The organism is Streptomyces sp. NPDC049541 (assembly GCF_044465725.1).
GTDB lineage: Bacteria > Actinomycetota > Actinomycetes > Streptomycetales > Streptomycetaceae > Streptomyces.
In genome coordinates this window covers 88,454-112,901 of record NZ_JBITLY010000008.1, presented here as the reverse complement: position 1 = coordinate 112,901, position 24,448 = coordinate 88,454, and the positions used below count along the sequence as shown (strand labels likewise).

Here is a 24,448-nt window from a genome sequence, read left to right as displayed (position 1 = left end):
ACGGCCGCATGAGTTTCCTTCCTTCCTGTACCCCGGATTCACTTCAGCTTCGGAGCGACCATCGTGACGCCTGAACCCCTCTTTCCGACCGGCACGGACGAGTCCCTCGCCGGTCCACCCCCCGGCTGCCCCGCGCACGGCAGGGGCCCCGGTGGGCTGCGCCGCCTGTACGGCCCCGAGGCGGAGGACCTCGGAGACGTGTACGAGAAGCTCCGGGCCGAGCACGGCTCGGTGGCTCCCGCGCTGCTCCACGAGGACGTGCCGATCTGGGTGGTGCTCGGCCACAGCGAGAACCTGCACATGGTGAGCAGCCCCTCGCAGTACTGCCGTGACACCCGGTTGTGGACAGCCCTGCAGGACGGCACCATCAAGCCGGACCACCCGCTGATGCCACTCGTCGCCTGGCAGCCCATCTGCTGCCACGCCGAGGGAGACGAGCACCTCAGGCTGCGCGGTGCGGTCACCGGTGCCATGTCGACCATCGACCACCGGGGCATCCGCCGTCACATCAACCGTGCGACCCAGCACCTCGTGAACAAGTTCTGCGAGAAAGGCCGGGCCGATCTCGTCAGTCAGTTCGCCGAGCACCTGCCGATGTCGGTGATGTGTCAGATCCTCGGCATGCCCGAGGAGTACAACGACCGGATCGTGCATGCCGCCCGCGACATGCTCAAGGGCACCGAGACCTCCATCGCCAGCAACGCGTACATCATGGAGGTCCTGATGCGGCTCACCGCCCGCCGCCGGGCCGAACCCGAGGACGACTTCACCAGCCACCTGATCAACCACCCGGCGCGGCTCAACGACGAGGAGGTCGGCCAGCATCTGCGCGTCGTCCTGATGGCCGCATACGAGGCCACCGCCAACCTCCTCGCCAACGTGCTGCGGCTGGTGCTCACCGACCCCGGTTTCCGCGCCCAGCTCAACGGCGGCCAGATGACGGTGCCCCAGGCGGTCGAGCAGTCCCTGTGGGACGAGCCGCCGTTCAGCGCCCAGCTCGCCTACATCGCCAAGCAGGACACCGAGCTGGGCGGACAGCGCATCCGCAAGGGCGACGGCCTGCTCCTGGGCATCGCGCCGGGCAACGTCGACCCGCGCGTCCGCCCCGACCTGTCGGCCAACATGATGGGCAACCGTTCCCATCTCGCCTTCAGCGGTGGCCCGCACGAGTGCCCGGGCCAGGACATCGGCCGCGCCATCGCCGACGTCGGCGTCGACGCGCTGCTCAGCCGTCTTCCGGACGTACAACTCGACTGCGAGGAAGACGAGTTGCGCTGGCGAACGTCCATCCTGAACCGGCATCTGGTGGAACTGCCGGTGTACTTCGAGCCGAAGCCGCAGCAGGACGTCAAGGCGAAGCCCAGCCACGCCCCCGTCCCGCCGCAACGCATCGACTGGGAGATCGGCACCACGAAGCCCGAGCAGGCCGCTGCCGCCGCGGAGCCGCAGCCGGCGGCACCGCCCGAGCAGGCCGCGCCGGCACCCCAGGAACCGGTCCGCCCGACGGGCGCCTGGCGCCGTTTCCTGCGCTGGTGGCGCGGCTACTGACCGGCCCCGGGCAGGCGCGGAGTACCGAGCGGCTGCAGGACCGCCCGAGTCAAGCGGCGGACCGGTACCGCTCGGTGCCCTGGTGCCAGTGGTAGGAGCCCGCGGCCCAGCCCTGGATGGCCCGGGCGTGCCTGAGCACGGCGTGCTGGGTGGTTGGATCCGCGTGCAGATCGCGCAGTGCTTGCGGGAGGTCGGTCCTGACGGTTTCGTCCAGTGTCCTGACACGCCCCGTCAGGATGCGGTCGACGAGGGACACTGCCGTGTGGAGGGGTATGTCGTACAGTTCCTGCGCCACGTGCACGATGTTGTTCCTCGCGGCGCCTTCGCGGACCTCCTTGGGGTAGGACACGATGTCGTTGTGCAGATCGACTGTGTCCCGGAATGCATTGATCAGTGCGGTGAAGGGGCGGGTTCCGCGTATTTCCTCGGTGATTTCCCAGCCGAGTGAGTGCTCCATCAAAAGTGCACTGCACCCGGCCGCCCCGAAATCCCGGCGCATTTCGGTCTGCTCGATGAGGTCGGGGAATCGGCCGCGCGTGAGGTTGTCCGCTTCCCAGAGCGATGCTTCCAGGAACTGTCGTACGGCCCTGGCGTACAGGATCCGCCAGGAGCGCGTCGCCGAGGGGGCCGTGCGGTGCCACAGGTCCGCGAGTGCGCGTTCCAGAGGCTGCTCGGGGAGTGGGCCCGAGTCATATGCCGTTATCGGCAGGAAGGCCATCAGCCGCTCGATGCGCTGCAGGATCCGCCGGCGATTGCCGAGAGCTTCACACCAGGGGAGGAAAACGTCGTCAAGGCACCAGATGACGCTGTGCCAGCCGGACAGCAGCTCCAATTCCCGGGCGGAGGCATGAGGGTAGGTCAGGGCGGTGAACAGAGTGAAGTCCGCCCGGTCGAAGACCTCGGCACTCCACCCGCCGTGGTGTGAGTCGGTGTGCTGTGGTTCCAGCAGACCTAAGGACCACGCCCAGGCGCGGACACGTGGACGGACATCCTCCAAATGTGGGTTCACCCTGGTCTTGAACGGCATGTAGAACGTGGGTAGTCGGAAGGTGTCCAACAGCACGGCTGCCTCCTGTGTGGTGACGGCGTCCTTCGCACCGCACGAACTGGGCCTGCTTACGGAACCGGTCGAAGATGCGTGTTCTCGCAATTAGATTCGCACCCGAAGGTGGTGCGAACGATTCAGCGGTTCCTGAATACCGCGTGCACCTGACAGCTGTTCCAGTGCCTCCTGCGCTGAGCCCTCCCGGGTCGGCATGTCCGGGGTTGCTGTCGCGAACTCGACGCGACGTGATGCCATGACCCGAGCCTCCGCAAGAACGTCCCACTTCTGGCTGTAATCCCCAGCGTGCGCGCGGCGCCCGCCTCCGTGAAGGAGCGTAGGAGGAGCGTACGTCGGCACGCGAGGGGCGCACTTAGTTGAAATGTTGTCATGTGTGGCATCAATCCGAAAGAGTTGGTTCTCGTTCGGTCATAGCTGTGCGGGTGAACTGGTGGGGTGCACGCGGCACGTGTTGCCGGCGCTGGCGGGACGGTGTCACCGACCGGCCCAGTCGCCGTACGAGCTCCACGCTGCGAGGGTTCGCCCACTGCGGAAGCGGTGTTCCACCCCGGTGACCGGATCGGTGAAGTCCAGGGCCCGGGCCAGCAGCTGGAGCGGGCGGCGGAAGTCGTCGGCCGGCACCGGGCCGGTCACCACGGGGTAGAGCGGATCGCCGAGGATGGGCACCCCGAGTGCGTTCATGTGGACGCGCAGCTGATGGGTCTGCCCGGTGCTCGGGGTCAGCCGGTACCGGCCGAGGCCGTGCGCATTGCGTTCGATCAGCTCGACGCGGCTGACGGCGTTCGGCTCGCCCGCCACCTCCTGGGCGGCGAGCACACCCCGCTCCTTCACGATCCGGCTCCGCACGGTGCGCGGCAGGGCCAGTCTCGGATCGTACGGGGCCACCGCCTCGTACTCCTTGCGCACCCGCCGGTCACGGAACAGCGACTGGTACATCCCCCGCTCCTCGGGCCGCACCGTGAACAGCACCAGCCCGGCGGTGAGCCGGTCCAGCCGGTGAGCGGCGCCGAGGGTCTCGATCCCCAGCTCCCGACGCAGCCGGGCGAGCGCGGTCTCGGCGATGTGGCTGCCGCGCGGGGTCGTGGCCAGAAAGTGCGGTTTGTCGACGACGACCATGTGCTCGTCGCGGTGCACGACCTTCAATGGGAACGGCACCGGCACCTCGTCGGGCAACTCCCGGTGGAACCACACGAACATGCCGGGTATATAAGCGGCGTCGGGGCCGACGGCCCGCCCGTCGGCGCCGACGATCTTCCCGGCGTCCAGCATGGCGTCGACGACACCTGCACCCGCCCCGCTGAGCCGCTCGACCAGATGCTCACGCACCGTGGCCCATGCGCCCTCCACAGGCAGCCGCACCCGCACCGGATCGACCCCGTGGCGCTGCGGCAGGGGGGAGGGGGGAATGCGGGGCCTGCGTCTCATCACGATCAAGGGTACGGCGCCCGAAAATCCGTTGGCCGGGTCGCGACCCGGCGGCAGGATGCGGACCATGCCGTACACCGCTGACGTCGTACTGCCCGAGAAGACCCTCTCCGGGACCCCGCAACCCCCGCTCTCTGATGGTGACGGGCTCGTCCTGCGCCCGTGGCGGGCCGACGACGTCTCCGCGGTCCACGCGGTGTTCCAGGATCCGCTGATGCACCAGTGGCATCTCATGCGCAGCGATTCGGTGGCGGAGGCCGCCGGGTGGATCGAGACGTGGTGCAAGGAGTGGGAGGGGGGAGCGGGGCGCCCAGTGGGCCGTCGTCGACGCGGACTCCGACCGGCTGCTCGGGCGGGTGGCGCTGCGCGACATCAGGCTCGCCGAGGGCGTTGCCAAGGTCGCGTACTGGACCACGGCGGCGGCCCGCGGCCAGGGTGCGGCCGCACGAGCGACGAACACCCTGACCCGCTGGGCCTTCGAGGAGATCGGCTTTCACCGCCTCGAACTCCTGCACGCCACCGCCAACCAGGCCTCCTGCCGGGTCGCCGCCAAGACGGGATTCGCCCTGGAGGGCACCAAGCGCAGCGCCTTCCTGCATCCTGACGGCTGGCACGACATGCATCTGCACGCGCGCGTACGAGGCGACTGAACTAGACCGCGGCCTCCGGAACCGCCTTCTCCGGTACGGCGCTCGGAGCGCCGGTCCGCTTCCGGTACACCCGGTACGCGCCACCGGCCACCACGGTCGCCGCGAGGAACAGCACCGTGAACCACTGGAAGTACCAGAGGCAAGGCACCCCCGTTGAACTGCGGTGATCGCTGGACAGGTCGTCTGGCCTGCGGAAACTCGTCTCAGCGTTTCTCACTGTGTCGCAGTGGTTTTCGCCCCCATGTGCACTCGTAGTGCACTCGAAGCGACGGCGCTCGTCGAGCGCCTATCGAGGACCGGCGTGACACTGGGCGGGAGGAGGAACGGAGAGACAAGGAACGGGCGGGCACCATGACCTACACCGCCGTATCGATCAACGCTCAACGCGAGGACGTCGCCGAAGCGCATGAGGTGCTCAAGCAGCTTGCCAGCCAATTCCAGTTGCGGGATCGACAGTTTGACGCCGTCCAACAAGTGGAGCGTGAGGGGTCTGAACTCACAGCGTTGGCGACCGCCCTGGCGGGTGATGTCGTCCAGGACGTCGAGGAACGTCTCGCAGGACTCACGACCCTCCAGTTCGAAGTCACGCTCGTACCGGAGCGATAACGGCGCTGCGACCTCAGCTGGGCGCCCGCCATCGCCTCGGCCATCTTCTCGGCCACGTCCGCTCGGACCATGCCCAGGTGGACGTACGGCTTGCCGCTGTGGGTCACCATCGGCCGAACGCCCCGCCAGACGCTCTCGGGAAGCCCCAGGGCGGCCAGTGCCTCCCGGATGGTTGCCTTTGCAACGATGCATCTCTCCTTATATGTAATCACACATAAACCATGCGTTTCCCATAAAAAATGGACTAGAGCGAGTCTCAGTTGCCGTGTACACAGAAGGCTGAATAGGCTACTGAGAGCCAGCAGTCGGGAGGGGGAGACGTGACCAGGGTGACCGCAAACAAGTTGGTCATCGCTCCGGCCCGGCCAGTCATGCGCGACGGCGAACAGGAAATCCTGTTCGAGGCAAAACCGGACATGTCAGGGCAGATGGTTGGTATCGCCTTCACTAGCATCGAACGACTCGTCGAGGTCATGGGTGACTCGCAGCCCTGGGTGTGTCTGCCGATTAGCAGTCTGAAGGAATTCCACGAGCAGTCCGGCATCCACAGGATCGTGGTCGACGCGCGGTTTATGCAACAGGGGGAAGAGTGAGCGAGTACCAGGTAATCCTGGACGATCTCAAAGATCTCTACAAGGCTTTCTACAGCGAGGAACGCACGCTGGACCAGCAGCGTCACAATGTGAACTTCGCTGCGCCTGACTGCGGAGAAGCGAAAGTCAACAAGGCTTGCCGGGAAGCCTTGGATACCGTGAACACGCTGTACCAGCTCCTGGCGAAGCAGGTCGAATCCGACGGCGACAAGATCAAGCACGCGCACGACGGGTACTCTCGCGACAACCAAGATGTGCTGGCTCTATTCAACGAGCTTGAGGGGTGACGGGACGTGGGCGACAGCTACTCGAAGATTGCCGGAAATCGGACCGCTCTCTTTTCTGACGGGCAGGATCTCGCAAGGGCCGCTAGTGCCGTCGCAGACGTCACAAAAGTCCTCAATGGCAAAGTCGAGGCACTGGTAAACGACGCTGGCTGGTCTGGTGATGCAGCGAATAACTTCAAGGAGGATTGGGGTAAATCCTCGGCCGCTGCAGCCGGGATTGTGTAGGCGCTGTCGAGTATTTCCACCACGATGGAGCACCTCGCTACGCTTCTCGGGGAAGCGCAACACGACCTGTGGAATGCACATGATTTTGCTCAACAAAAGGGCATACATCTCGACTCCGAAGGTGTTCCACGGCCTGACGGTTACGAAAACCCACATTGCCAGGAATATCTGGAGTGGGTGGATGATGCACTGAAAAAGGCCCAAGCGCGCACGGGCGGACGCTGAGGTCGCTTTCGCTTCGATCGTTACAGAATACGCCCCCAACGGTGACGACAGTGGCGACACGCTGGGTACTTCAGATAATCTCACACTCGCTGACGCAGCACGATCCCTTTACGCAATTCCGGCCGCCCAGACGGCGGCGATGCAGGAGAAAGTCAAGGAGATCGACAAGGAGCGCATCGATATGAAGCGCGCTCACAAACACATGCCCAAGCAGTCGCGAGAGTGGAAAGAGTTCCAGAAAGAGCGACTTACTAACCGTAGAGCGTTGCGAGCCGCGAATAAGGCCCTCGCTGATGTCGAAAAGAAGGCGTCGAAGTGGAAGTTCTCCGGCGCGACGGAGATCGAGTTTTCACGGCTACGGGAAAAGCTCAACCTCGACGGCCAGTTCAAAATGCTGGACAGTATCCCGATACTTGGCACGACAGTGGGTCTTGTGGGCGTCGCTCTCGCCACCAAGGACGATATGGAAAAGGGTTGGGGACTCGGGCACAGCCTAGGCGTTGAATTGGGTAGCGCAGGGGTCGCGATGGCCGCCGGTACCGCAGTCGAGGGCTTGGCGGCATCTGGAGGTGCCTCCGTCACGGTAGGTGTAGCTGGAAGCGTAATTGCGGGGTACGGGGTAGGCACTTACGCCACCGAGCTCTTCAAGGCTGGCCATTGGGAACACAATATCCACTCCCACGGCGTGATTTCCGGGATTGGTCACAGTTTCAGTGATGCTTCGACTGCTTGGTGGGACGGAGATGTGGTGGGCGTTGCAGGGAAGATAAAGAATTCAGCGAAGAGTTTGTGGGATGATGTCTTCTAAAGGAAAAGCGTGGGTGCCTCGGGAGGCGCCGATCGATTCACTCGCGTTTGTTGGTAAATCCTGGCGTAAACGGGGTTTCCGGTACTGGGCGCTCCGTTCGATGGCAACACTTTTCACGTTTTTGATGACGTGCATGATGATCGCTATGGCTGTAGGGATCACGACCGGGATCATCAACTCCGGAGCCTCGCCGTGGATAGTGATTCCCATTGTGGTGGCGGCCAGTGTTCTGAGCAGTTTTAAGACCGGCCAGTCTATCGCCCGAAATCAGCGTGAGCGCTCAATTGTCCATGATCACGAAATGTGGGCAGAGGACGCACGCGAGAGGCGAAGCCGGGGTCGACGGGTCGGCGCTGGTTCCGGAGCTCTCGGGTACGGCTTGAGTGCATTGGGCGGTCTTGGTGGCCTTGTGATCGTTGTCTGCATGCCCATGGCAGTCGGCGCCTTTCCGGTGCTCCTTTGGTACTACCTGAAGCCACTTCTGCCCGGCGAACTTCGCGCCCGGCGCAAGCTGGCCCGGTGGCTGACCCTCCAGGGCCGTCAAGACGAGATCCCGGCGGGGTGGGGCGACTTGAACATGAGCACGCCTGCATCATGATCATTCGCGAAGTTTCACCGCAGAGAGAAAGGCGCGGACGAGTGGCGTCGGCGATTTTTTCTTCATCGATTGGCGCACCCCTCCCCCCGGGGTATCCTGGCGCGCAGGCGGTTTGAGGTTCTACTTTTCGCCCCGAATTCCGACGCTATTCAGCGACAAGGTATGGCGAATTGCTTGCCTCCTGTGACCCTATCTAATTCGCCGTCGACTTTGGCCGCATTGCATTCCGAATTGCAGGGAAGACGCGAACAAGGCACTCGACGAGCAGTACAGCGAGGCATTCTCACGGTGGCAGCGTCTCGGGAAGTCCGAAGGTGCCGAGCCGCAGCGCGTGCGAGTCCCGGAGAAGTGCACGCTGCACAGCCTCCGGGACTTCTACGCCACGGTCCTGATCAAACATCGGGAGAGTGTGAAGACGGTACAGGTCCGTCTCGGGCACTCGAAGCCGTCGATCACGCTCGACAATACGTGGGCTACTGGCCGACCGACGAGGACACGACCGCTGCGGCTATCGAGTCGGTTCTTGGAGAGCCACAGGCGGTTCCGCAGCCGAGTGCACGGGTTGTGCACGCAGCAATCGGTACAGGGCTCCGACCCCTACCGTGACCAGCAAAAACAGCACCGTGAACCACTGGAAGTACCAGTGCCCGCCCGTCGGGTCGTACACCGCCGCCCTCGGCCAGGCCAGGTTGACCGTCATGACGAGGCCGTAGAGGAGGGCGAGGGCGTTGACCGGGATGCCCCAGCGGCCCAGGGAGAAGAGCCGGCCGCCCGTCTCGTCGGTGCCTTCGGGGGTGAACTCGCCGCGCAGGCGGCGGATCAGGAGCGGGCCCGTGACCATCGCGTACGCCAGGTAGAGCATCACGATGCAGGTGGTGCCGATGGCCAGGAAGGCGTCCGGGGAGACGAAGTTGAGCAGCAGGAGGGCCGCGGCGAGGACGCCGACCACGAGGGCCGGGGCGCTGGGCATGCCCGTGCCCGGGTTGACGCGGGCGAGGCGGCGGGAGAAGGGGAGCTGGCCGTCGCGGGCCATGGAGAACAGCATCCGGCAGGCCGCGGTCTGGATGGCGAGCGTGGCCACCGCGATCGCCACCACCACGTCGGCCAGCAGCACCTTGCCGACGCCGTCGCCGAGGCGGCTGGTGAGGACGTAGCTCAGACCGTCGACGCCCAGGTGGCCGTCGGTCAGGCTGGGCGCGGCGAGCAGGCCGCCGAGGATGACCAGGCCGCCGAGCAGGCCCGCGGCCCCCAGTGCCGTGAGGATCGTGCGGGGCGCCGTACGCCGGGGGTGGTGTGTCTCCTCGCTCATCTCGCCCGCGCTGTCGAAGCCGATCATCACGTACGCCGCCGTGAAGGAACCCACGGCAAGTGCCCCGAACAGGCCGGAGCTTGCGGCTCCGGTGGTGTGGAAGGTGATGCCGGGGGAGCGCTCGGAGTGGGTGAGCAGCAGTAGGACGATGAGCGCCGCACCGATGATCTCGGCGGTCACGCCGACCCGGTTGATCACGGACATCACCCGGTTGTCCACGATGTTCACGAGGGTGGTCAGCACCAGCAGGATCACTCCGAGGACCGCCGCGTTCGCCGCGCCGTCCTGCGAGGTCACCGCCGGGTCGGTGCCCACGAGCTGGAAGCCCGACCAGATCGCCGGCAGCACCATCTGCAGGGCCAGCGCCGCCGCCGCGACCACCACGATCTGTCCGATGACCATGATCCAGCCGGCGAACCAGCCGAAGGTGACGTTCGAAAGCCGTGATGACCACTGGTAGATGGCGCCCGAGATCGGATAGCGGGCGGCCAGCTCCGCGAAGCACGCGGCCACCAGCAGCTGCCCGACCAGCACCACCGGCCAGGCCCAGAAGAAGACGGGGCCGCCGAACGCGTACCCGAAGGCGAAGAACTGGAAGACGGTCGTCAGTACGGAGATGAAGGAGAACCCGGCCGCGAAGGAGGCGTACCTGCCCAGGCTGCGGTGCAGTTCCTGGCGGTAGCCGAATTCCGCGAGCGAGCCGTCGTCGGGCGGGTGCGGTGGATCGGGGCGTACGTCGGAGGGGGTGGTTGTGGTCACGGCGGCACCTGCCTTCGGCGCGGGGAGCGGGGAGTGGCGCGGGTTCCTGTCAGGCGACAGAAATTAGGGACGGCCTGTTTCGTGCGCGTCACGCCGCCGTGTCCGGGGCGGGCCCAAGTCCTCACGCCCTTGTGCTGCACTTCAAAACGCGATACATCGTGTGTATTGACGTTCGTCCGAAGGTCGCGATATGTTCGGGCACGGATATTCGTAAGCGAGGTGACCCATCATGGCGATGAAGCGCCGCAAGCTCAGCAACCCGCTGGCGCTCGCCGTGCTGGTCACGCTCTGGCAGAAGCCGATGCATCCGTACGAGATCGCCCAGACCCTGCGCCGACAGGGCAAGGACGTGAGCACGAAGATCAAGTACGGCTCGCTCTACACGGTCGTACAGAACCTCCAGAAGCACGGCTTCGTCGAGGTCGCGGACGTCGAGCGGCAGGGCAACCGGCCCGAGCGCACGGTCTACGGGCTCACCGAGGCGGGGCGGGAGGAGATGGCCGACTGGCTGTCCGATCTGCTGGCCGTCCCGGTCAAGGAGTTCCCGATCTTCGCGACCGCGCTGTCACTGCTCGGGGCGCTGCCCCCCGACGGCGTGGTGCGGCTGCTCCAGGAGCGGCTGCAGAACCTCGAGGTGGAAGTGGCGAGCGGGCGCGCGGCGCTGCAGAAGCTCAGCGAGACGCTCCCGAGGCTCTTCCTCGTCGAGGTCGAGTACCAGTTGCACATGGTCGAGGCGCAGGCGGACTGGGTCCGGGGTTTCCTGGAGGAGATCGAGAAGGGCTCGCTGCCGGGCGTCGACGCGTGGCGCCACTTCCACGAGACGGGGGAGCTGCCACCGGAGTTCACCTGACGAAAAACAGACCCCGGCCGGGCTGTTGCAGCAGCTGGGCCGGGGTCTCGAACCCCGAACTGAATCCGCCGTGAAGCGGCTCCAGGCGATCGAGGTGCGGCACACCCAGGATAGCCCGGCGCTCTTCAAGCGGACGGATCAGTTGTCATCCGGTCATCTGTCATCCGCTCATTCAGGAGAGCAGTCGTGAGTGCTACCCGTGCGCCCGCAGTGCAGGCGCGCCAACTGATCAAGACCTACCCCGGTGAGGTCACCGCCCTGTGCGGCATGGACGTCACCGTCGAACCGGGCACCGTCTTCGGGCTCCTCGGGCCCAACGGCGCCGGCAAGTCCACCACCGTCAAGATCCTCACCACCCTCGCGCAGCCCGACTCGGGCACCGCCACCGTCGCCGGGCACGACGTGCTGCGCCACCCGGACCGGGTGCGCCGCGCGATCGGCGTGGTCGCCCAGAGCTCCGGCGCCGATCCGGTCGCGACCGGCCGCGAGAACCTCCAACTCCAGGGCAGGCTCTACGGGTTGAAGGGTGCCGCCCTCGGCAGCCGGGTGGACGAGCTGCTCGACCGCTTCAGTCTCACCGACGCCGCCAAGCGTCCGGTCAAGGGCTACTCCGGCGGTATGCGACGCCGACTCGACGTCGCCCTCGGTCTGGTGCACCGGCCCGAGGTGCTCTTCCTCGACGAACCCACCACCGGCCTGGATCCCGAGGCCCGTACGGCGATGTGGGACGAGATCGACCGGCTGGCGGGGGAGGAGGGGCTGACGATCCTGCTCACCACCCACTACCTCGAGGAGGCCGACCGGCTCGCCGAGCGCATCGCCATCGTCGACCGCGGCCGGGTCGTAGTCGAGGGCACCCCGGACTCCCTCAAGGGCGAACTCCGCGGCGACGCCGTCCACCTGGAGCTCCGGGAGCCGGTCGGCGAGGCCGGCCGTACGCTCCTCGAAGGCGCCCTCGGCGCTCTGCCCGGGATGCACGAGGTGCTGATCGACGGGCGCCGGGTCAGCGTCCGCGCCGACGACGGGGCCGCGGCCGTACCCGCGCTGCTCGGGGCGCTGGAGCGGGCCGGGGTCGGGGTCGCCGCCGCGACCGTCGCCCGGCCCTCCCTCGACGACGTCTACCTCCGCTACGCCGGCCGCCGTTACTCCGAGGCCGACGCCGAAGCGGCCGAGAACCTCGTCCTCGCCGGAGGTGCGCGATGAGCACGGCCGTCTCCCAGACCTGGTACATGACGCAGCGTCAGCTCATGGTGTTCACCCGGCAGCCCGCGTACGCGGTCATCACGCTGATCCAGCCCGTGATCTGGCTGTTCCTGTTCGGCAACCTCTTCAAGAAGGTGGTCGAGCTGGGCGGCTTCGGGACGACCACGTATCTCGACTACCTCGTCCCGGGCGTGGTCGTGATGAGCGCGCTCAGCTCCAACATGTGGGCCGGGATGGGCACGCTGGAGGAGATCCAGCGGGGCACCCTCAACCGCTTCCTGACCACTCCGGTCAGCCGGGCCGCGCTGATGAACGGCAACGTCGTCAACAACGGCCTGATCACCGCGTTCCAGTCGGTCGTGATCGTGCTGCTCGCGCTTGCGGGCGGCGCCGACTACCCGGGCGGCCTCGGCGGCATCGCGATCCTGGTCCTCGCCTCCGTGCTGCTCGGCACGATCTTCGGGGCGCTGTCCAACGCGCTGGGCATGCTGGTGCAGGAGCGGGAGTCGATCATCGGCATCAACACCTTCCTGCTGCTGCCGCTGACGTTCCTGTCCAGTGCCTTCATGGCGCCGTCCCAGATGCCGTCCTGGATGCGGCACATCGCCGACCTCAACCCGCTCAACTGGGCGATGGTCGCAGGCCGTTCGGCACTGTCGGAGCACCCCGACTGGGGCGACGTGCTCAGCCGCGGAGAGGCGCTGCTGGCGCTCGCGGTGGCGGCGGTGTGGCTGTCGATCCGGACGTTCCGCTCGTACCAGCGGTCGGTGTGAGCGCACCTCTTCGTGCGCCGGAAACAGCGAAGGGGCGGCACCTCGACGAGGTGCCGCCCCTTCGGACGTCTCATGCGGCGGACGCCGCGCTCTCCTGCTCCGCCTCGATGCGCGCGTTCCACTCCCGCTTGGAGGCCTGCCAGCCGTCCTCGTTGTGGCCGAGCCGCCAGTAGCCGGAGATCGACAGGTCCTCGCGCGGGACCGCCAGGTCGCAGCGCAGCAACTGGCGCAGCTCCTTCACGAAGTGCGCCTCGCCGTGCACGAAGGCATGCATCCGGCCCTCCGGGAACCGCAGCGACCGCACGGCCTCGACCAGTGCCTCGCCGACCGGCCGGTCCCCGCGGTGCAGCCAGACGACCTCCACATCGGAGTCGATCTTCTGCTCCTCCTCGGGGCCCGAGACCTCCACGAAGGCGTGCGCCGTGACGCCCTCGGGCAGCGACTCCAGGGAGCGGGCGATCGCCGGCAGGGCGCTCTCGTCACCGACGAGCAGATGCCAGTCGGCGCCGAGGTCCGGGGCATAGGCGCCGCCCGGGCCCATGAAGTGCACGGTCTCGCCCGGCTGGACGCGCGCCGCCCAGGGGCCGGCCAGGCCCTCGTCGCCGTGGATCACGAAGTCCAGCGTCAGCTCGCGGTGGACCGGGTCCCAGGCCCGCACGGTGTACGTCCGGGTCACCGGCCACTGGTCGCGCGGAAGTTCCTCGCGGATGCGCTCCAGATCGAAGGGCTCGGGATAGGTGACGTCCTCGCTCGGCGGGAACAGCAGCTTCACATAGTGGTCGGTGCAGGTGTCCGCCGCGAACCCGGCCAGACCCTCGCCACCGAGGACCACGCGCTGCATGTGCGGAGTCAGCCGTTCCGTGCGCACGACCTGCGCCGACTGGGCCTTGCGCGGCTTCCGTGCCGGGCGTTCTGCCATGGCGGCCTCCCTGTTCCCAAGCTTAGGTTTACCTAAGTTAGCATCTTCCCTCAGTTAACACCTCTCCCATGAAGACTTGATGAGTGCGCGTCGTCGGGAACGTCACATCTCCAGCGTCGTCAGCAGCCGCTGCAGCGAACCGCCCAGCCCCCAGCGGACCGCCAGCTCGTCCAGTGCCGCCGAGTCGCGCGGGGCGTGCGGCAGGGCCGTGTCGACGTCCGGCAGCGGCACGTCGTCGGCGACCTTGACGACCTTCGGGGCCACGGCGACGTAAGGCCGCGCCTCGTCCAGCCGCTTGCGCTGCGAGGGAGTGAGCTTCGCCTTCGGGTCCTCGACCGCGGCCATGATCCCGGCCAGGTCCCCGAACTCGGCGAGCAGCTTCGCGGCCGTCTTCTCACCGATGCCCGGCACCCCGGGCAGACCGTCGCTCGGGTCGCCGCGCAGCAGCGCCAGGTCCGCGTAGCCCGCGCCGTCCACCCCGTACTTCTCGCGCAGCCAGGCCTCGTCGGTGAGCTGCAGGGTGCCGACGCCCTTCAGGGGGTAGAGCACGCGCACCCCTCGCGCGTCGTCCACCAGCTGGTACAGATCGCGGTCGCCGGTGACGATGTCGACCGGGCCCTTGGCCCGCGCTGTGAACGTGCCGATCACGTCGTCCGCCTCGAACGGCTCGACGCCCACGCGCGCGATGCCGAGCGCGTCGAGGACCGCCTCGATGACCGGCACCTGCGGGGAGAGCGTGTCCGGCACCTCCTCCTCGTCCGGGCCGACCTCGTGCTCCTCGGCGACGCGGTGCGCCTTGTAGGAGGGGATCAGGTCCACGCGCCACTGCGGGCGCCAGTCCGCGTCCATGCACGCCACCAGGTGGTCGGGGCGGTGGTCCTTGACCAGGCGGTCGATGAATTCGAGGAGCCCGCGCACGGCGTTCACCGGCGTGCCGTCCGGGGCCTTCACGGACTCCGGCACGCCGAAGTAGGCGCGGAAGTAGAGCGAGGCGGTGTCGAGGAGCATCAGTCGTCCGGTCACGCCACGCATCATGCCGTACGGCACTGACAGTCACCCGCCGGCGAGCAGCCACCGCCAGCGCGGACGTTCGGTCACCAGGGTGGCGGCGGCCAGGAGTGACACGAGGACGGCCGCCCAGGCGGGAAACAGCCACCATGCGGAGATCACGGCCGCGACGAGCTGGAGCAGTACGAGCAGGACGGTGCCCCAGCCCGGCACGGCGACGACGACCTTCTGCTTGTCCCCGGGAGTGGAGAAGACGGTCGGCAGACCGATCAGCACCAGCACCGCGAGGACGGCGAGCAGCCAGGAGTACGGCCACAGGGCCCAGGGCGTGGCGACCCACGCCACCAGCTCCGTCGTGAAGCGCAGCACCGACGCGCGTGTGTCGTCCGGTCGTTCCACAGTCGCCCCCCGCACCGATGTGAAGCACCGGCGGCGATCCTACGCACTGGTTGTGAACTGAACCACTTCCGTGTTTGTCCTGGTCGGCCGGGGGCAGGCGCGGCCCTTGTCCCCCCGACCCCGTGATGAGAGGCAGACGTGTCATCCAGGCTAGAGGCCGAACATCTCTACAAGGTGTTCGGCAGACGACCCGACGACGCAGTCGAGCGGCTCCGACAGGGAGCCGACCGGGAGGAGCTGCGCGCCGACGGCACCACGGCCGCCGTGATCGACGCGTCCTTCACCGTGGAACCGGGCCAGATCTTCGTCGTCATGGGCCTGTCCGGCTCCGGCAAGTCCACGCTGCTGCGCATGCTCAACGGTCTGCTGGAGCCGACCGCGGGACAGGTCCGCTTCGACGGCCAGGACCTGACCGCGCTCGGTGACCGCGAACTGCGCGCGGTCCGCGCGCGGAAGATCAGCATGGTCTTCCAGCACTTCGCGCTGTTCCCGCACCGCAGCGTCCTCGAGAACGCCGCCTACGGCCTGGCCGTGCAGGGCGTGCCCCGCGCCGAGCGCGAGCAGCGCGCCGGCGAGGCGCTGGCCCTGTGCGGACTGGCCGGCTGGGAGAAGTCCTGGCCCGACGAGCTGTCCGGCGGTATGCAGCAGCGCGTCGGCCTTGCCCGCGCCCTCGCCACCGACGCCGATCTGCTGCTGATGGACGAGTCGTTCAGCGCCCTCGACCCGCTGATCCGCCGCGACATGCAGGACCAGCTTCTCGAACTGCAGCGGAGCCTGAAGAAGACCATCGTCTTCATCACCCACGACCTCAACGAGGCCATGCGCCTGGGCGACGGCATCGCCGTCATGCGCGACGGCCGCATCGTCCAGACCGGCACCGCCGAGGACATCCTGCTGCGGCCGGCGAACGACTACGTCGCCTCCTTCATCCAGGACGTCGACCGCTCCCGCGTACTGACCGCGTCCGCCGTCATGGACACGGATGTACAGGGCGACGAGGCCGACTGCGGCTGCACGAGCGACTGCGAGACCGCGACGCCCGACACGCCGTTCACCGAACTCTGCGCGATGAGCGCCCGGACGACGCACCCCGTGGCCGTCCTCGACTCCCGGCACAAACTCGTCGGAGTGGTCCCACCCCAACGCCTGGTCGCCTTCCTCGGCAACGAGGAGGCCGTCCATGCCTAGGATCCCGCTCGGCGACTGGGTCAACAGCACCGTCGACTGGCTGCTGGGTCATGTGTCCTGGCTCTTCGACTTCTTCAAGACCGTCTTCTCGGGCACCTACGACGGCATCAACGCCGTGCTGCAGGCCCCCGAACCCCTGCTGCTCGCAGGCATCCTCGCGGTGCTCGCGTTCTGGCTGCGCGGCACCCTGGCCGGTGTCCTGACCTTCGTGGGCTTCGCCTTCATCGACTCCCTCGAACTGTGGGACGACGCGATGGTGACCTTGTCGCTCGTCCTCGTCGCCACCGTCATCGCGCTGGTGATCTCGGTGCCCGTCGGCATCTGGGCCGCGCGTTCCAACCGGGTCAGCGGGCTCGTCCGGCCCGTCCTGGACTTCATGCAGACGCTGCCCGCGATGATCTACCTCATCCCGGCGATCCTGTTCTTCGGCACCGGCGCCTCCGCGGGCATCGTCGCCACCCTGATCTTCGCGCTCGCCCCCGGCGTGCGCATGACGGAACTGGGCATCCGCCAGGTCGACAAGGAACTCGTCGAGGCCGCCGAGGCCTTCGGCACCTCGCCCCGCGACACCCTTCTGCGCGTCCAGCTGCCCCTCGCCCTGCCGACCGTCATGGCCGGTGTGAACCAGGTCATCATGCTCGGCCTGTCCATGGCCGCGATCGCCGGCATGGTCGGCACCGGCGGCCTCGGCGGCGACGTCAACGAGGCCATCGGCCAGCTCAACGTGGGCCTCGGCTCCGAGGCCGGTGTCGCGATCGTGATCCTCGCGATCTACCTCGACCGGATGACCAGCGCCCTGGGCACCCATGTCTCCCCGCTGGGCCGCCGCGCCGCCGCCAAGGCCCGAGCCGCCCAGGGCCTGAAGATCTGGTCCTACCGGCCCAGTGCGCAGCTCGCGGTCATCGGTGTCGTGGTCCTCGCGCTCGTCGCGGGAGGCATGGGCGTCTTCGGCGGCAGCAGCGGATCCGCCCCGGTGGCCGACGGCAAGGACGTGGGCCAGGGCAAGAAGATCAGCATCGGCTACATCCCCTGGGACGAGGGCGTCGCCTCCACCTACCTCTGGAAGGAGATCCTCGAAGAGCGCGGCTACCACGTGGACGCCAGGCAGTTCGACGCCGGCCCGCTCTACACCGCTCTCGCCCAGGGCACCGTCGACTTCCAGACCGACGCCTGGCTGCCGACCACGCACGCCCAGTACTGGAAGAAGTACGGCAGCAAGCTCGACGATCTCGGCGCCTGGTACGGCAAGACCTCCCTGGAGCTGAGCGTCCCCTCGTACATGAAGGGCATCGACTCCCTGGACGACCTCAAGGGCAAGGCGGGCACCTTCGACGGGAAGATCACCGGCATCGAGTCCAGCGCCGGCGAGATGGCCCTGCTCAAGAGCAAGGTCCTCAAGGACTACGGCCTGGACAAGGAGTACAAGGTCGTCGACAGCTCCACCCCGGCGATGCTGGCCGAGCTCAAGCGGGCGTACAGCCAGAAGCAGCCCATCGTCGTCACGCTCTGGTCGCCGCACTGGGCGTACAACGACTACAAGCTGAAGAAGCTGAAGGACCCCAGGGGCGCCTGGGGCGAGGGCGACGGTGTGCACACGCTCGCCCGCAAGGGCTTCACGGGCGACAACCCCGTCGTCGGCAAGTGGCTGAAGAACTTCAGGATGAGCGAGAAGCAGCTCACCAGCCTCGAGGCCGAGATCAACAAGGCGGGCAAGGGCAAGCAGCAGGACGCCGTGCGCGCCTGGCTGAAGGACAATCCGGGGTTCGTGGACAAGGCGGCACCCGTCCCGCACAGCTCCAAATCCGCCGAGGCCAAGCGGCCCGTGAACGTCGCCTGGTTCCCCTGGGACGAGGACATCGCCGTCACCTACCTCTGGAAGAACGTCCTGGAGCGGCGCGGCTACCAGCTCAACCTCAAGCAGATGGACGTCGGCCCGGTCTACACCGGACTCGCCTCCGGCGACCTCGACGTCAACTTCGACGCCTGGCTGCCGTACGCGCAGAAGAACTACTGGGACAAGTCCAAGGACAGACTCAAGGACCTCGGCACCTGGTACCGGCCGACCTCACTGGAGGTCGCCGTGCCGTCGTACGTCAAGGGCGTGAAGTCCTACGAGGACCTCAAGGGCAAGGCGGGCCTCTTCGGCGGGAAGATCATCGGGATCGAGCCGGGCACCGGTGAGATGAACCTGCTCAAGACGAAGGTGCTGCCCGGCTACGGCCTGGACAAGGAGTACAAGGTCGTCGACGGCTCCACCCCGGCGATGCTGGCCGAGCTCAAGCGCGCCTACGCCCAGAAGAAGCCCGTCGCCGTGGTGCTGTGGTCGCCGCACTGGGCGTACAGCCGGTACGACCTGACCAAGCTGAGGGACGACAAGAAGCTCTTCGGCGAGGGCAACACGATCCGCACCATCTCCAACGAGAAGTTCCCCGAGCAGTACCCGCAGCTCACCAAGTGGATCAAGAACTTCAGGATGAGCGAGGCCGAGCTCGGCAGCCTGGAGGCCGAGATCAACAAGCGCGGCCAGGGCCAGGAGGAACAGGCCGTAGCCGCCTGGCTCGAGGAGCACCCGGACATGGTGGGACGGATGACACCCCAGTAGGCCGGATGACACCTCCGTAGGGAAGCACGCGCGCGTGGGCGGTCCGTTTCGCGACGGGCCGCCCACGCGCGCGTGAAGGGCGTACGAAAAGGATCCGGCCAACCACGGAGCGCCATGCCATCGCCCAAGCCTCATCGCTCTCCGGGCCGGAAGTGCCGAGCGCACATGCTCCGCGCCGCGCACCCTGGCCAACCGGGTCGAAGCCGCCCCCGTCGGCACCTCGATGCATGGCGGCACCATCGAACTGACCAGCAATGACCGGCCGGATCGCGACACGGGGCGCCAACTGGGCGCCACGCCGCCGACGTAGCGAACCGGCGGACGTATGCCCGCGATCCCGGCACCGGACGGGCCGGCCGGAGCCTCGTCCGCCCGCCCGCGGACGGCCGATCCCGCACCGGCCGCCGGCCGCCCCCGCCACCGGCCCCGCCCGCTCTCCCGGCCCCGCTGGTCAGCGGCTTCGTCCCGAAGGAGGAATCCGCGCCCGTCGAGTGGGCAGAGCCCATCCACGGGTCGGAGTTGGCGAATTGACCGCACGCAGTGTTTACGGGGATGTGACGGCCGCATGAAACGGTTTGCCGAACCTGCGTAAGGTGCAGAGAACTCATCAAAGAGCCGCCCCCGGACCCCGGTGGACGGCACACGGAACCGCGCCGATACAAACCACGAGCGAAGGAGGGAGCCGGAGCGATGGGCGACCACAAAGACGACCACAAGGATCAGCCCCTGCGAGTGGGCGCGGCCGTGCGGCGACGCCGTCGGGCGCTGCAGCTCACCCTCGCCGTGGTGGCCGGGCGCAGCGGCCTGTCGGTTCCCTTCCTCAGCCAGATCGAGAACGACCGGGCGCGCCCCAGCAGAACCTCCCTGGAGAAGGTCGCCGACGCCCTGCGCACCACCGCCGTGGAGCTCCTCGCCGCGGCCGACCCGGCGTGCAGCGTCGACGTCGTGCGCGCCGAGCCCGAGCCTGCGGCGGAACCGCGGGTGCGTTCCCTGGTGCGGGGGCACCACCAGATGCACGCCTCGGAGTTCACCGGGGACCATGACGCGGGCCGCGAATTCCAGTACCGCAACGACCAGTTGATGTATGTCGCCGACGGTGCGGTGGAGATCGAGGCCGAGGGGCGGGCCTACCGGCTCGGCCGCGGCGACACGCTGTATCTGACGGGCGGCGTACGCCACCGGTGGCGGGCGACCGTGTCGGACACACGCGTGGTCGTCGTCGCGGTGGCCGAGCACGTCGAGGCGGTCCAGAACCGGTCGAGGTAGTGCCGGTGCGCGTCGTCTCCCTCGTCCCGTCGCTGACGGAGGCGATCGCGGTGTCGGTCCCGGGCGCCCTGGTCGGCGCGACCGACTGGTGCACGCACCCCGCCGGCCTCGACGTCCCCCGTATCGGCGGCACCAAGAACCCGAAGCTCGACCGCGTCCTCGCGCTCGCCCCCGACCTGGTGGTGGCCAACGCGGAGGAGAACCGTGAGCCCGACCTGGCGGCGCTGCGCGCGGCGGGCGTCGAGGTCCTGGTGACGGTGGTGTGTGACCTGCCGCAGGCGTTCGCGGAGCTCGCCCGGGTGCTGGAGGCCTGCGGGGCGACCTCCCGCCCCCGCTGGCTCGACGAGGCCGAGACGACCTGGTCCCGCCTGCCGCGCCCCGAGCACCGGACGACGGCCGTGGTCCCGATCTGGCGCCGGCCCTGGATGGCCCTGGGCCGGAACACCTTCGCGGGCGACGTACTCTCCCGCCTCGGCATCGACCACCTCTACGCCACCCACCCGGACCGCTACCCCCGCATCCCGCTCGACGAGCTGCGGGCGGCCGCCCCGGACATCGTCGTACTGCCGGACGAGCCGTACCGCTTCACGGCCGAGGACGGTCCGGAGGCGTTCCCCGGACTGCACTGCGCCCTGGTCAGCGGACGCCATCTGACCTGGTACGGGCCGTCGTTGACCGAGGCGCCGAGGGTGCTGGGCGAGGCGCTGCGAGCAGCGCTCCGGTGACCAGACCGCGGGTCGTGTGCGGGGCGGTGGTGCCCCGGGCGGCGAGGAGCAGGACGTACTGCGTGACCGCGAGCCAGCTGTGTGCGACGAGCCCGGTGTTCGGGCGGTCCCGGGACTGTGGTGCGTGTTGGTCAGCGGACGCCATCTGACCTGGTACGGGCCGTCGTTGACCGAGGCGCCGCGGGTGCTGGGCGAGGTGCTGCGAGCAGCGCTCCGGTGACCAGACCGCGGGTCGTGTGCAGGGCGGTGGTGCCCCAGGCGGCGAGGAGCAGGACGTACAGCCCGACCGCGAGCCAGCCGTACACGACGAGCCCGGTGTGCCGGGCGAGCGCCTCCGCGCCCGTGACGCACGTCCCCACCGGGAAGGTGAACGCCCACCACGTCATCGCGAAGCCCATGCCGTGGCGCCGCGCCCGCACCACATGCGCGGTGGCGAACACCAGCCAGAGCAGCGCGAAACCCATGACGGGCACGCCGTACAGGACGGCGAGGACGCCGAATCCCTCGCCGTACGGCGCCGGTACGACCCCCGGTGCCGCATCCGCGAACTTGCCGACCGCGGTGGTGGACTGCCCGAGCGGCCCGAGCACCAGGAACAGCGTCGGGGTGAGGGCGAGGGGCAGCGGACCGCCGGTGATCAGCCGACCGAAGATCACCGGCAGCATCAGCAGGGTCGCGAGGAGACTGAGCCCGAACATCGCGAGGCAGGCGAACAGGAGCGTCTGCCGGGGCTGCCCGGCCGGCAGGTACGGCACGAGGAGCGGCCCGAGCGCCGCGGACACCATGGGTGCGACGACGGGCAGCAGCCACACCGGCGTGGCCTGGTCCGGCGCGACCCTGTGTCGTACGGCCATGAGGTACGGGACGGTGACGGCCGCCGCGAGCCCCACCACGGTCCCGGCGGTGAACAGCACGGCGTCGAGAAGGAGCGCGCCGGCCGGTCCGACCCAGTCCCGGCCGGCCGTGACGGCACCGCCGCCGACGGCCAGCAGGGCCATGGCGAGACACCCGTAGAACGGTGCCGTCGCCGGGTCGAGGAGGTGCGCGCGGGCCTGGTCGCGGTGGTGCCTCCAGTGCAGGGCGCGTCCGGCGAGCAGGGTGAGCAGGAGGCCGAGGGAGAGGGCCCACACGGCCGCGCAGGCGGTGCGCAGGCCGGGAACGCCGAGGGGGAGCGCCGACCCCGCGGTGGCGACGACGGCGGTGCCCATGACGGTGGCGTACCAGTTGGGCCCGAGGTGGCGGACGGACGTGGCGCGCGGAGGGCGTGCGGTGGCACGCGGAAGGGGCTGGGCTGCGATGACCATGCTTCACGGTCTCGCGGCCGTTCCTCTGCGACCAGGGAGTACGTCTCTATCAGGGCATAAGCTGGAGTTATGAGCAACAAGGAGGAGTCGCCGGCCGTCGTCGTCCCGCTGGCGCATCGGGTGCCCGATCTCGGGGCGCTGGAGCTGCTGCTGGCGGTGGCGCGGCTCGGCAGTCTGGGCGGGGCCGCGCGGGAGGTGGGGATCAGCCAGCCGGCGGCGAGCAGCCGGATCCGGTCCATGGAACGGCAGTTGGGGGTGGCCCTCGTGGACCGTTCGCCGCGCGGCTCCCGTCTCACGGACGCCGGTGCGCTGGTCACGGACTGGGCGCGGCGGATCGTCGAGGCGGCGGAGGCCTTCGACGTGGGGGCGCAGGCGCTGCGGGACCGGCGGGACTCGCGGCTGCGGGTGGCGGCGAGCATGACCATCGCCGAATATCTGCTGCCAGGCTGGCTGTTGGCGCTGCGCGCCCAGCGGCCCGACACGGCGGTGTCCCTGCTCGCGGGCAACTCGGCGGCGGTGGGGGAGCGGTTGCTGTCCGGTGAGGCCGATCTGGGCTTTGTGGAGGGGGTCAGTGTGCCGCCCGGGCTGGACTCCACGGTGATCGCCCACGACCGTCTGATCGTGGTGACCGCCCCGGGCCATGCGTGGGCCCGGCGCCGGCGTCCGCTGGAGGCCTCGGAGCTGGCGGCGACGCCGTTGATCCTCCGCGAGAAGGGGTCGGGGACCCGGCAGGTCCTCGATGCGGCGCTGGGTGGGCTGGCGCGGCCGCTGATCGAGCTGTCGTCGACGACTGCGGTGAAGGCCGCGGCGGTCAGTGGGGCGGGGCCGGCGGTGTTGAGTGAGCTGGCGGTGGGGGAGGAACTGGCGATGCGGCGCCTCGTGCCGGTGCCGGTCGACGGCGTCGCGCTGGCCAGGGAACTGCGGGCGGTGTGGCCGACGGGGCACCGCCCGGTGGGACCGGCACGGGAGCTGTTGTCGCTGACCAGGGGGTAACGAGTCCCAACCCGGGGGCCCGGCCCCCGGACCCCCGCTCCTCAAACGCCGGAGGGGCTGGATTTTGCCGGCCGGGGCTTGATCTTTCAGCCCGTCCGGCGTTTGAGGACGAGGCCGTTCAGGCCGAACGGGGGTCTGGGGGCGGAGCCCCCAGGGTCGGGACGGGAAGGGGCGGCGGGGGCGAAAACCCTTGGCGCGGTGGCACCAACGGCCCGCACCATGAGGCGCATGACCACCCCCGCCCCACCCGCCGCAGGCGTCCGCACACCCTGGGAGGCACTCCCACCCACCGTGCGCGACGGAGTCGCAGACGTGCTCGGCGGCACCCCCGTCGTCCACGCCGTCACCCAACCCGGCGGCTTCTCCCCGGGCACGGCCGCCCGTATCCGAACCGCCGACGGCCGCCGCGCCTTCGTCAAGGCGGTCAGCGCGGACACCAACCCGCACAGCCCCACCCTGCACCGCACCGAGGCCCGCCGCACCGCCGCCCTCCCGCACACCGTCCCCGCGCCCCGCCTCCTCGGCACCTACGACGACGGCACCTGGGTCGCCCTGGTCCTGGAGGAGATCCCGGGCCGCCAGCCCCATGTCCCCTGGCGGAAGCGGGAGCTGGAGCGAGTCCTGGACGCCGTGGCAGAGCTCAGCCGCACCCTCACCCCGTCCCCCGTGGCCGCACCGCCCGTCGGCGAGGCCCTCGCCGACGACTTCACGGGCTGGCAGCGCCTGTGCGCACAGGAGACGCGCCAGCTCCGCGGCCGCCTGGACGCATGGGCGCTGGCCCAGCTGTCCCGCCTCGCCGACCTGACCGCCGACTGGGCGACCGCCGCCTCCGGCGACACCCTCGCCCACGCCGACCTGCGCGCCGACAACATACTGCTCACCGCAGACGACCGCGTCGTCTTCGTCGACTGGCCGCACGCGGTACGTGCGGCGCCCTGGTTCGACCTGCTGGTGATGCTGCCCTGCGTCAGGGCCCAGGGCGGACCTGACCCGGAGGAGGTGTTCACCGCGCATCCCGTCGGCCGTAAGGCGGACCCGGACGCCGTCACCGTCGCTCTGGCCGCACTGGCCGGCTACTTCGTCGCGCACGCCCTGCAGCCGCCGCCACCCGGCCTCCCCACC

24 protein-coding genes and 1 pseudogene are annotated in these 24,448 nt (G+C 68.6%); 17 read left to right on the top strand and 8 right to left on the bottom strand.

The features are described from left to right. Window positions 1-63 precede the first annotated feature (63 nt). Window positions 64-1,548 (top strand): cytochrome P450, encoded by a 1,485-nt coding sequence (locus ACIBW9_RS28750; RefSeq protein WP_398959907.1) that lies wholly within the window; start codon window positions 64-66, stop codon window positions 1,546-1,548. Window positions 1,549-1,597: 49 nt separating this feature from the next. On the opposite strand, the gene ACIBW9_RS28745 is transcribed toward ACIBW9_RS28750, so the two are convergent. Both ACIBW9_RS28745 and ACIBW9_RS28740 read right to left on the bottom strand, forming a co-directional pair. Beyond that, window positions 1,598-2,611 carry a hypothetical protein gene (locus ACIBW9_RS28745; RefSeq protein WP_398959905.1) on the bottom strand — a complete coding sequence of 338 codons (1,014 nt, stop codon included), beginning with the start codon at window positions 2,609-2,611 and terminating at the stop codon, window positions 1,598-1,600. Between the two features lie 474 nt (window positions 2,612-3,085). Then, window positions 3,086-4,036, bottom strand: coding sequence for an RluA family pseudouridine synthase (locus tag ACIBW9_RS28740; protein ID WP_398959903.1), 951 nt, complete (start codon window positions 4,034-4,036; stop codon window positions 3,086-3,088). A gap of 67 nt (window positions 4,037-4,103) precedes the next feature. On the opposite strand from ACIBW9_RS28740, the pseudogene ACIBW9_RS28735 reads away from it, so the two are divergent. Then, a pseudogene (locus ACIBW9_RS28735) lies at window positions 4,104-4,686 on the top strand (GNAT family N-acetyltransferase). Between the two features lies 1 nt (window position 4,687). Here the strand turns inward: ACIBW9_RS28735 and ACIBW9_RS28730 are convergent. Next, window positions 4,688-4,834: a hypothetical protein gene (locus tag ACIBW9_RS28730; RefSeq protein WP_398959901.1), complete on the bottom strand. Its 147-nt coding sequence runs from the start codon at window positions 4,832-4,834 to the stop codon at window positions 4,688-4,690. A gap of 203 nt (window positions 4,835-5,037) precedes the next feature. Between ACIBW9_RS28730 and ACIBW9_RS28725 the strand changes: the two genes are divergently transcribed. The 6 genes from ACIBW9_RS28725 (at window position 5,038) to ACIBW9_RS28700 (ending at window position 8,028) form a co-directional block, all read left to right on the top strand. Continuing rightward, complete coding sequence (locus ACIBW9_RS28725; protein ID WP_398959899.1) at window positions 5,038-5,292, top strand: hypothetical protein; 255 nt, start codon at window positions 5,038-5,040, stop codon at window positions 5,290-5,292. 320 nt (window positions 5,293-5,612) lie between these two features. After that, entirely contained in the window at window positions 5,613-5,885 is a 273-nt protein-coding gene (locus tag ACIBW9_RS28720) for an SAV_915 family protein (protein WP_398959897.1), read from the top strand. After that, window positions 5,882-6,172, top strand: a complete 291-nt coding sequence (locus tag ACIBW9_RS28715; RefSeq protein WP_398959895.1) for a DUF6317 family protein — start codon at window positions 5,882-5,884, stop codon at window positions 6,170-6,172. The genes ACIBW9_RS28720 and ACIBW9_RS28715 overlap by 4 nt, the downstream gene beginning before the upstream one ends. Before the next feature lie 6 nt (window positions 6,173-6,178). Beyond that, window positions 6,179-6,397 (top strand): hypothetical protein, encoded by a 219-nt coding sequence (locus ACIBW9_RS28710; protein WP_398959893.1) that lies wholly within the window; start codon window positions 6,179-6,181, stop codon window positions 6,395-6,397. Window positions 6,398-6,761: 364 nt separating this feature from the next. Continuing rightward, window positions 6,762-7,430, top strand: coding sequence for a hypothetical protein (locus tag ACIBW9_RS28705; protein WP_398959891.1), 669 nt, complete (start codon window positions 6,762-6,764; stop codon window positions 7,428-7,430). 100 nt (window positions 7,431-7,530) lie between these two features. Then, window positions 7,531-8,028, top strand: a complete 498-nt coding sequence (locus ACIBW9_RS28700) for a hypothetical protein (protein ID WP_398959889.1) — start codon at window positions 7,531-7,533, stop codon at window positions 8,026-8,028. A 508-nt stretch (window positions 8,029-8,536) separates the two neighbouring features. Here the strand turns inward: ACIBW9_RS28700 and ACIBW9_RS28695 are convergent. Then, window positions 8,537-10,096: an amino acid permease gene (locus ACIBW9_RS28695; RefSeq protein ID WP_398959887.1), complete on the bottom strand. Its 1,560-nt coding sequence runs from the start codon at window positions 10,094-10,096 to the stop codon at window positions 8,537-8,539. Window positions 10,097-10,325: 229 nt separating this feature from the next. On the opposite strand from ACIBW9_RS28695, the gene ACIBW9_RS28690 reads away from it, so the two are divergent. From ACIBW9_RS28690 to ACIBW9_RS28680, 3 genes are all read left to right on the top strand, one after another. After that, complete coding sequence (locus ACIBW9_RS28690; RefSeq protein WP_398959885.1) at window positions 10,326-10,946, top strand: helix-turn-helix transcriptional regulator; 621 nt, start codon at window positions 10,326-10,328, stop codon at window positions 10,944-10,946. 186 nt (window positions 10,947-11,132) lie between these two features. Then, the gene (locus ACIBW9_RS28685; protein WP_398959883.1) at window positions 11,133-12,149 is read left to right on the top strand and encodes an ATP-binding cassette domain-containing protein; all 1,017 of its coding nucleotides are present in this window, start codon (window positions 11,133-11,135) and stop codon (window positions 12,147-12,149) included. Next, a complete protein-coding gene (locus ACIBW9_RS28680; protein WP_398959881.1) occupies window positions 12,146-12,922 on the top strand; it encodes an ABC transporter permease in 777 nt (258 codons plus the stop codon). Before ACIBW9_RS28685 ends, ACIBW9_RS28680 begins: the two co-directional genes overlap by 4 nt. Before the next feature lie 70 nt (window positions 12,923-12,992). Here the strand turns inward: ACIBW9_RS28680 and ACIBW9_RS28675 are convergent, their stop codons facing one another. From ACIBW9_RS28675 to ACIBW9_RS28665, 3 genes are all read right to left on the bottom strand, one after another. Further along, window positions 12,993-13,841, bottom strand: a complete 849-nt coding sequence (locus tag ACIBW9_RS28675) for a siderophore-interacting protein (protein ID WP_398959879.1) — start codon at window positions 13,839-13,841, stop codon at window positions 12,993-12,995. A gap of 102 nt (window positions 13,842-13,943) precedes the next feature. Then, entirely contained in the window at window positions 13,944-14,873 is a 930-nt protein-coding gene (locus ACIBW9_RS28670) for a 5'-3' exonuclease H3TH domain-containing protein (RefSeq protein ID WP_398960160.1), read from the bottom strand. Window positions 14,874-14,894: 21 nt separating this feature from the next. Continuing rightward, complete coding sequence (locus tag ACIBW9_RS28665) at window positions 14,895-15,248, bottom strand: hypothetical protein (RefSeq protein ID WP_398959877.1); 354 nt, start codon at window positions 15,246-15,248, stop codon at window positions 14,895-14,897. A 138-nt stretch (window positions 15,249-15,386) separates the two neighbouring features. Between ACIBW9_RS28665 and ACIBW9_RS28660 the strand changes: the two genes are divergently transcribed. From ACIBW9_RS28660 to ACIBW9_RS28645, 4 genes are all read left to right on the top strand, one after another. After that, window positions 15,387-16,436 carry a glycine betaine/L-proline ABC transporter ATP-binding protein gene (locus ACIBW9_RS28660; RefSeq protein WP_398959875.1) on the top strand — a complete coding sequence of 350 codons (1,050 nt, stop codon included), beginning with the start codon at window positions 15,387-15,389 and terminating at the stop codon, window positions 16,434-16,436. After that, entirely contained in the window at window positions 16,429-19,038 is a 2,610-nt protein-coding gene (locus ACIBW9_RS28655; RefSeq protein ID WP_398959873.1) for an ABC transporter permease/substrate binding protein, read from the top strand. The genes ACIBW9_RS28660 and ACIBW9_RS28655 overlap by 8 nt, the downstream gene beginning before the upstream one ends. Window positions 19,039-19,728: 690 nt before the next feature. Beyond that, window positions 19,729-20,304 carry a helix-turn-helix domain-containing protein gene (locus ACIBW9_RS28650; protein ID WP_398959871.1) on the top strand — a complete coding sequence of 192 codons (576 nt, stop codon included), beginning with the start codon at window positions 19,729-19,731 and terminating at the stop codon, window positions 20,302-20,304. 5 nt (window positions 20,305-20,309) lie between these two features. Continuing rightward, entirely contained in the window at window positions 20,310-21,029 is a 720-nt protein-coding gene (locus ACIBW9_RS28645; RefSeq protein ID WP_398959869.1) for a helical backbone metal receptor, read from the top strand. A gap of 131 nt (window positions 21,030-21,160) precedes the next feature. Here the strand turns inward: ACIBW9_RS28645 and ACIBW9_RS28640 are convergent, their stop codons facing one another. Further along, the gene (locus ACIBW9_RS28640) at window positions 21,161-22,333 is read right to left on the bottom strand and encodes a TDT family transporter (RefSeq protein ID WP_398959867.1); all 1,173 of its coding nucleotides are present in this window, start codon (window positions 22,331-22,333) and stop codon (window positions 21,161-21,163) included. A gap of 69 nt (window positions 22,334-22,402) precedes the next feature. Here ACIBW9_RS28640 and ACIBW9_RS28635 point away from each other — a divergent pair, with 69 nt between their 5' ends. Further along, complete coding sequence (locus ACIBW9_RS28635; RefSeq protein ID WP_398959865.1) at window positions 22,403-23,326, top strand: LysR family transcriptional regulator; 924 nt, start codon at window positions 22,403-22,405, stop codon at window positions 23,324-23,326. Between the two features lie 228 nt (window positions 23,327-23,554). Then, window positions 23,555-24,448, top strand: an 894-nt coding sequence (locus tag ACIBW9_RS28630) for a phosphotransferase (protein ID WP_398959863.1), incomplete at its 3' end; no start/stop codon positions are given.

Coding starts and splice junctions, on each gene's coding strand:
- ACIBW9_RS28740 (WP_398959903.1), bottom strand. CDS start 4,036: ATGAGACGCAGGCCCCGCATTCCCCCCTCCCCCCTGCCGCAGCGCCAC.
- ACIBW9_RS28650 (WP_398959871.1), top strand. CDS start 19,729: ATGGGCGACCACAAAGACGACCACAAGGATCAGCCCCTGCGAGTGGGC.
- ACIBW9_RS28725 (WP_398959899.1), top strand. CDS start 5,038: ATGACCTACACCGCCGTATCGATCAACGCTCAACGCGAGGACGTCGCC.
- ACIBW9_RS28705 (WP_398959891.1), top strand. CDS start 6,762: ATGCAGGAGAAAGTCAAGGAGATCGACAAGGAGCGCATCGATATGAAG.
- ACIBW9_RS28655 (WP_398959873.1), top strand. CDS start 16,429: ATGCCTAGGATCCCGCTCGGCGACTGGGTCAACAGCACCGTCGACTGG.
- ACIBW9_RS28635 (WP_398959865.1), top strand. CDS start 22,403: ATGAGCAACAAGGAGGAGTCGCCGGCCGTCGTCGTCCCGCTGGCGCAT.
- ACIBW9_RS28690 (WP_398959885.1), top strand. CDS start 10,326: ATGGCGATGAAGCGCCGCAAGCTCAGCAACCCGCTGGCGCTCGCCGTG.
- ACIBW9_RS28700 (WP_398959889.1), top strand. CDS start 7,531: ATGGCAACACTTTTCACGTTTTTGATGACGTGCATGATGATCGCTATG.
- ACIBW9_RS28670 (WP_398960160.1), bottom strand. CDS start 14,873: ATGCGTGGCGTGACCGGACGACTGATGCTCCTCGACACCGCCTCGCTC.
- ACIBW9_RS28640 (WP_398959867.1), bottom strand. CDS start 22,333: ATGGTCATCGCAGCCCAGCCCCTTCCGCGTGCCACCGCACGCCCTCCG.
- ACIBW9_RS28680 (WP_398959881.1), top strand. CDS start 12,146: ATGAGCACGGCCGTCTCCCAGACCTGGTACATGACGCAGCGTCAGCTC.
- ACIBW9_RS28675 (WP_398959879.1), bottom strand. CDS start 13,841: ATGGCAGAACGCCCGGCACGGAAGCCGCGCAAGGCCCAGTCGGCGCAG.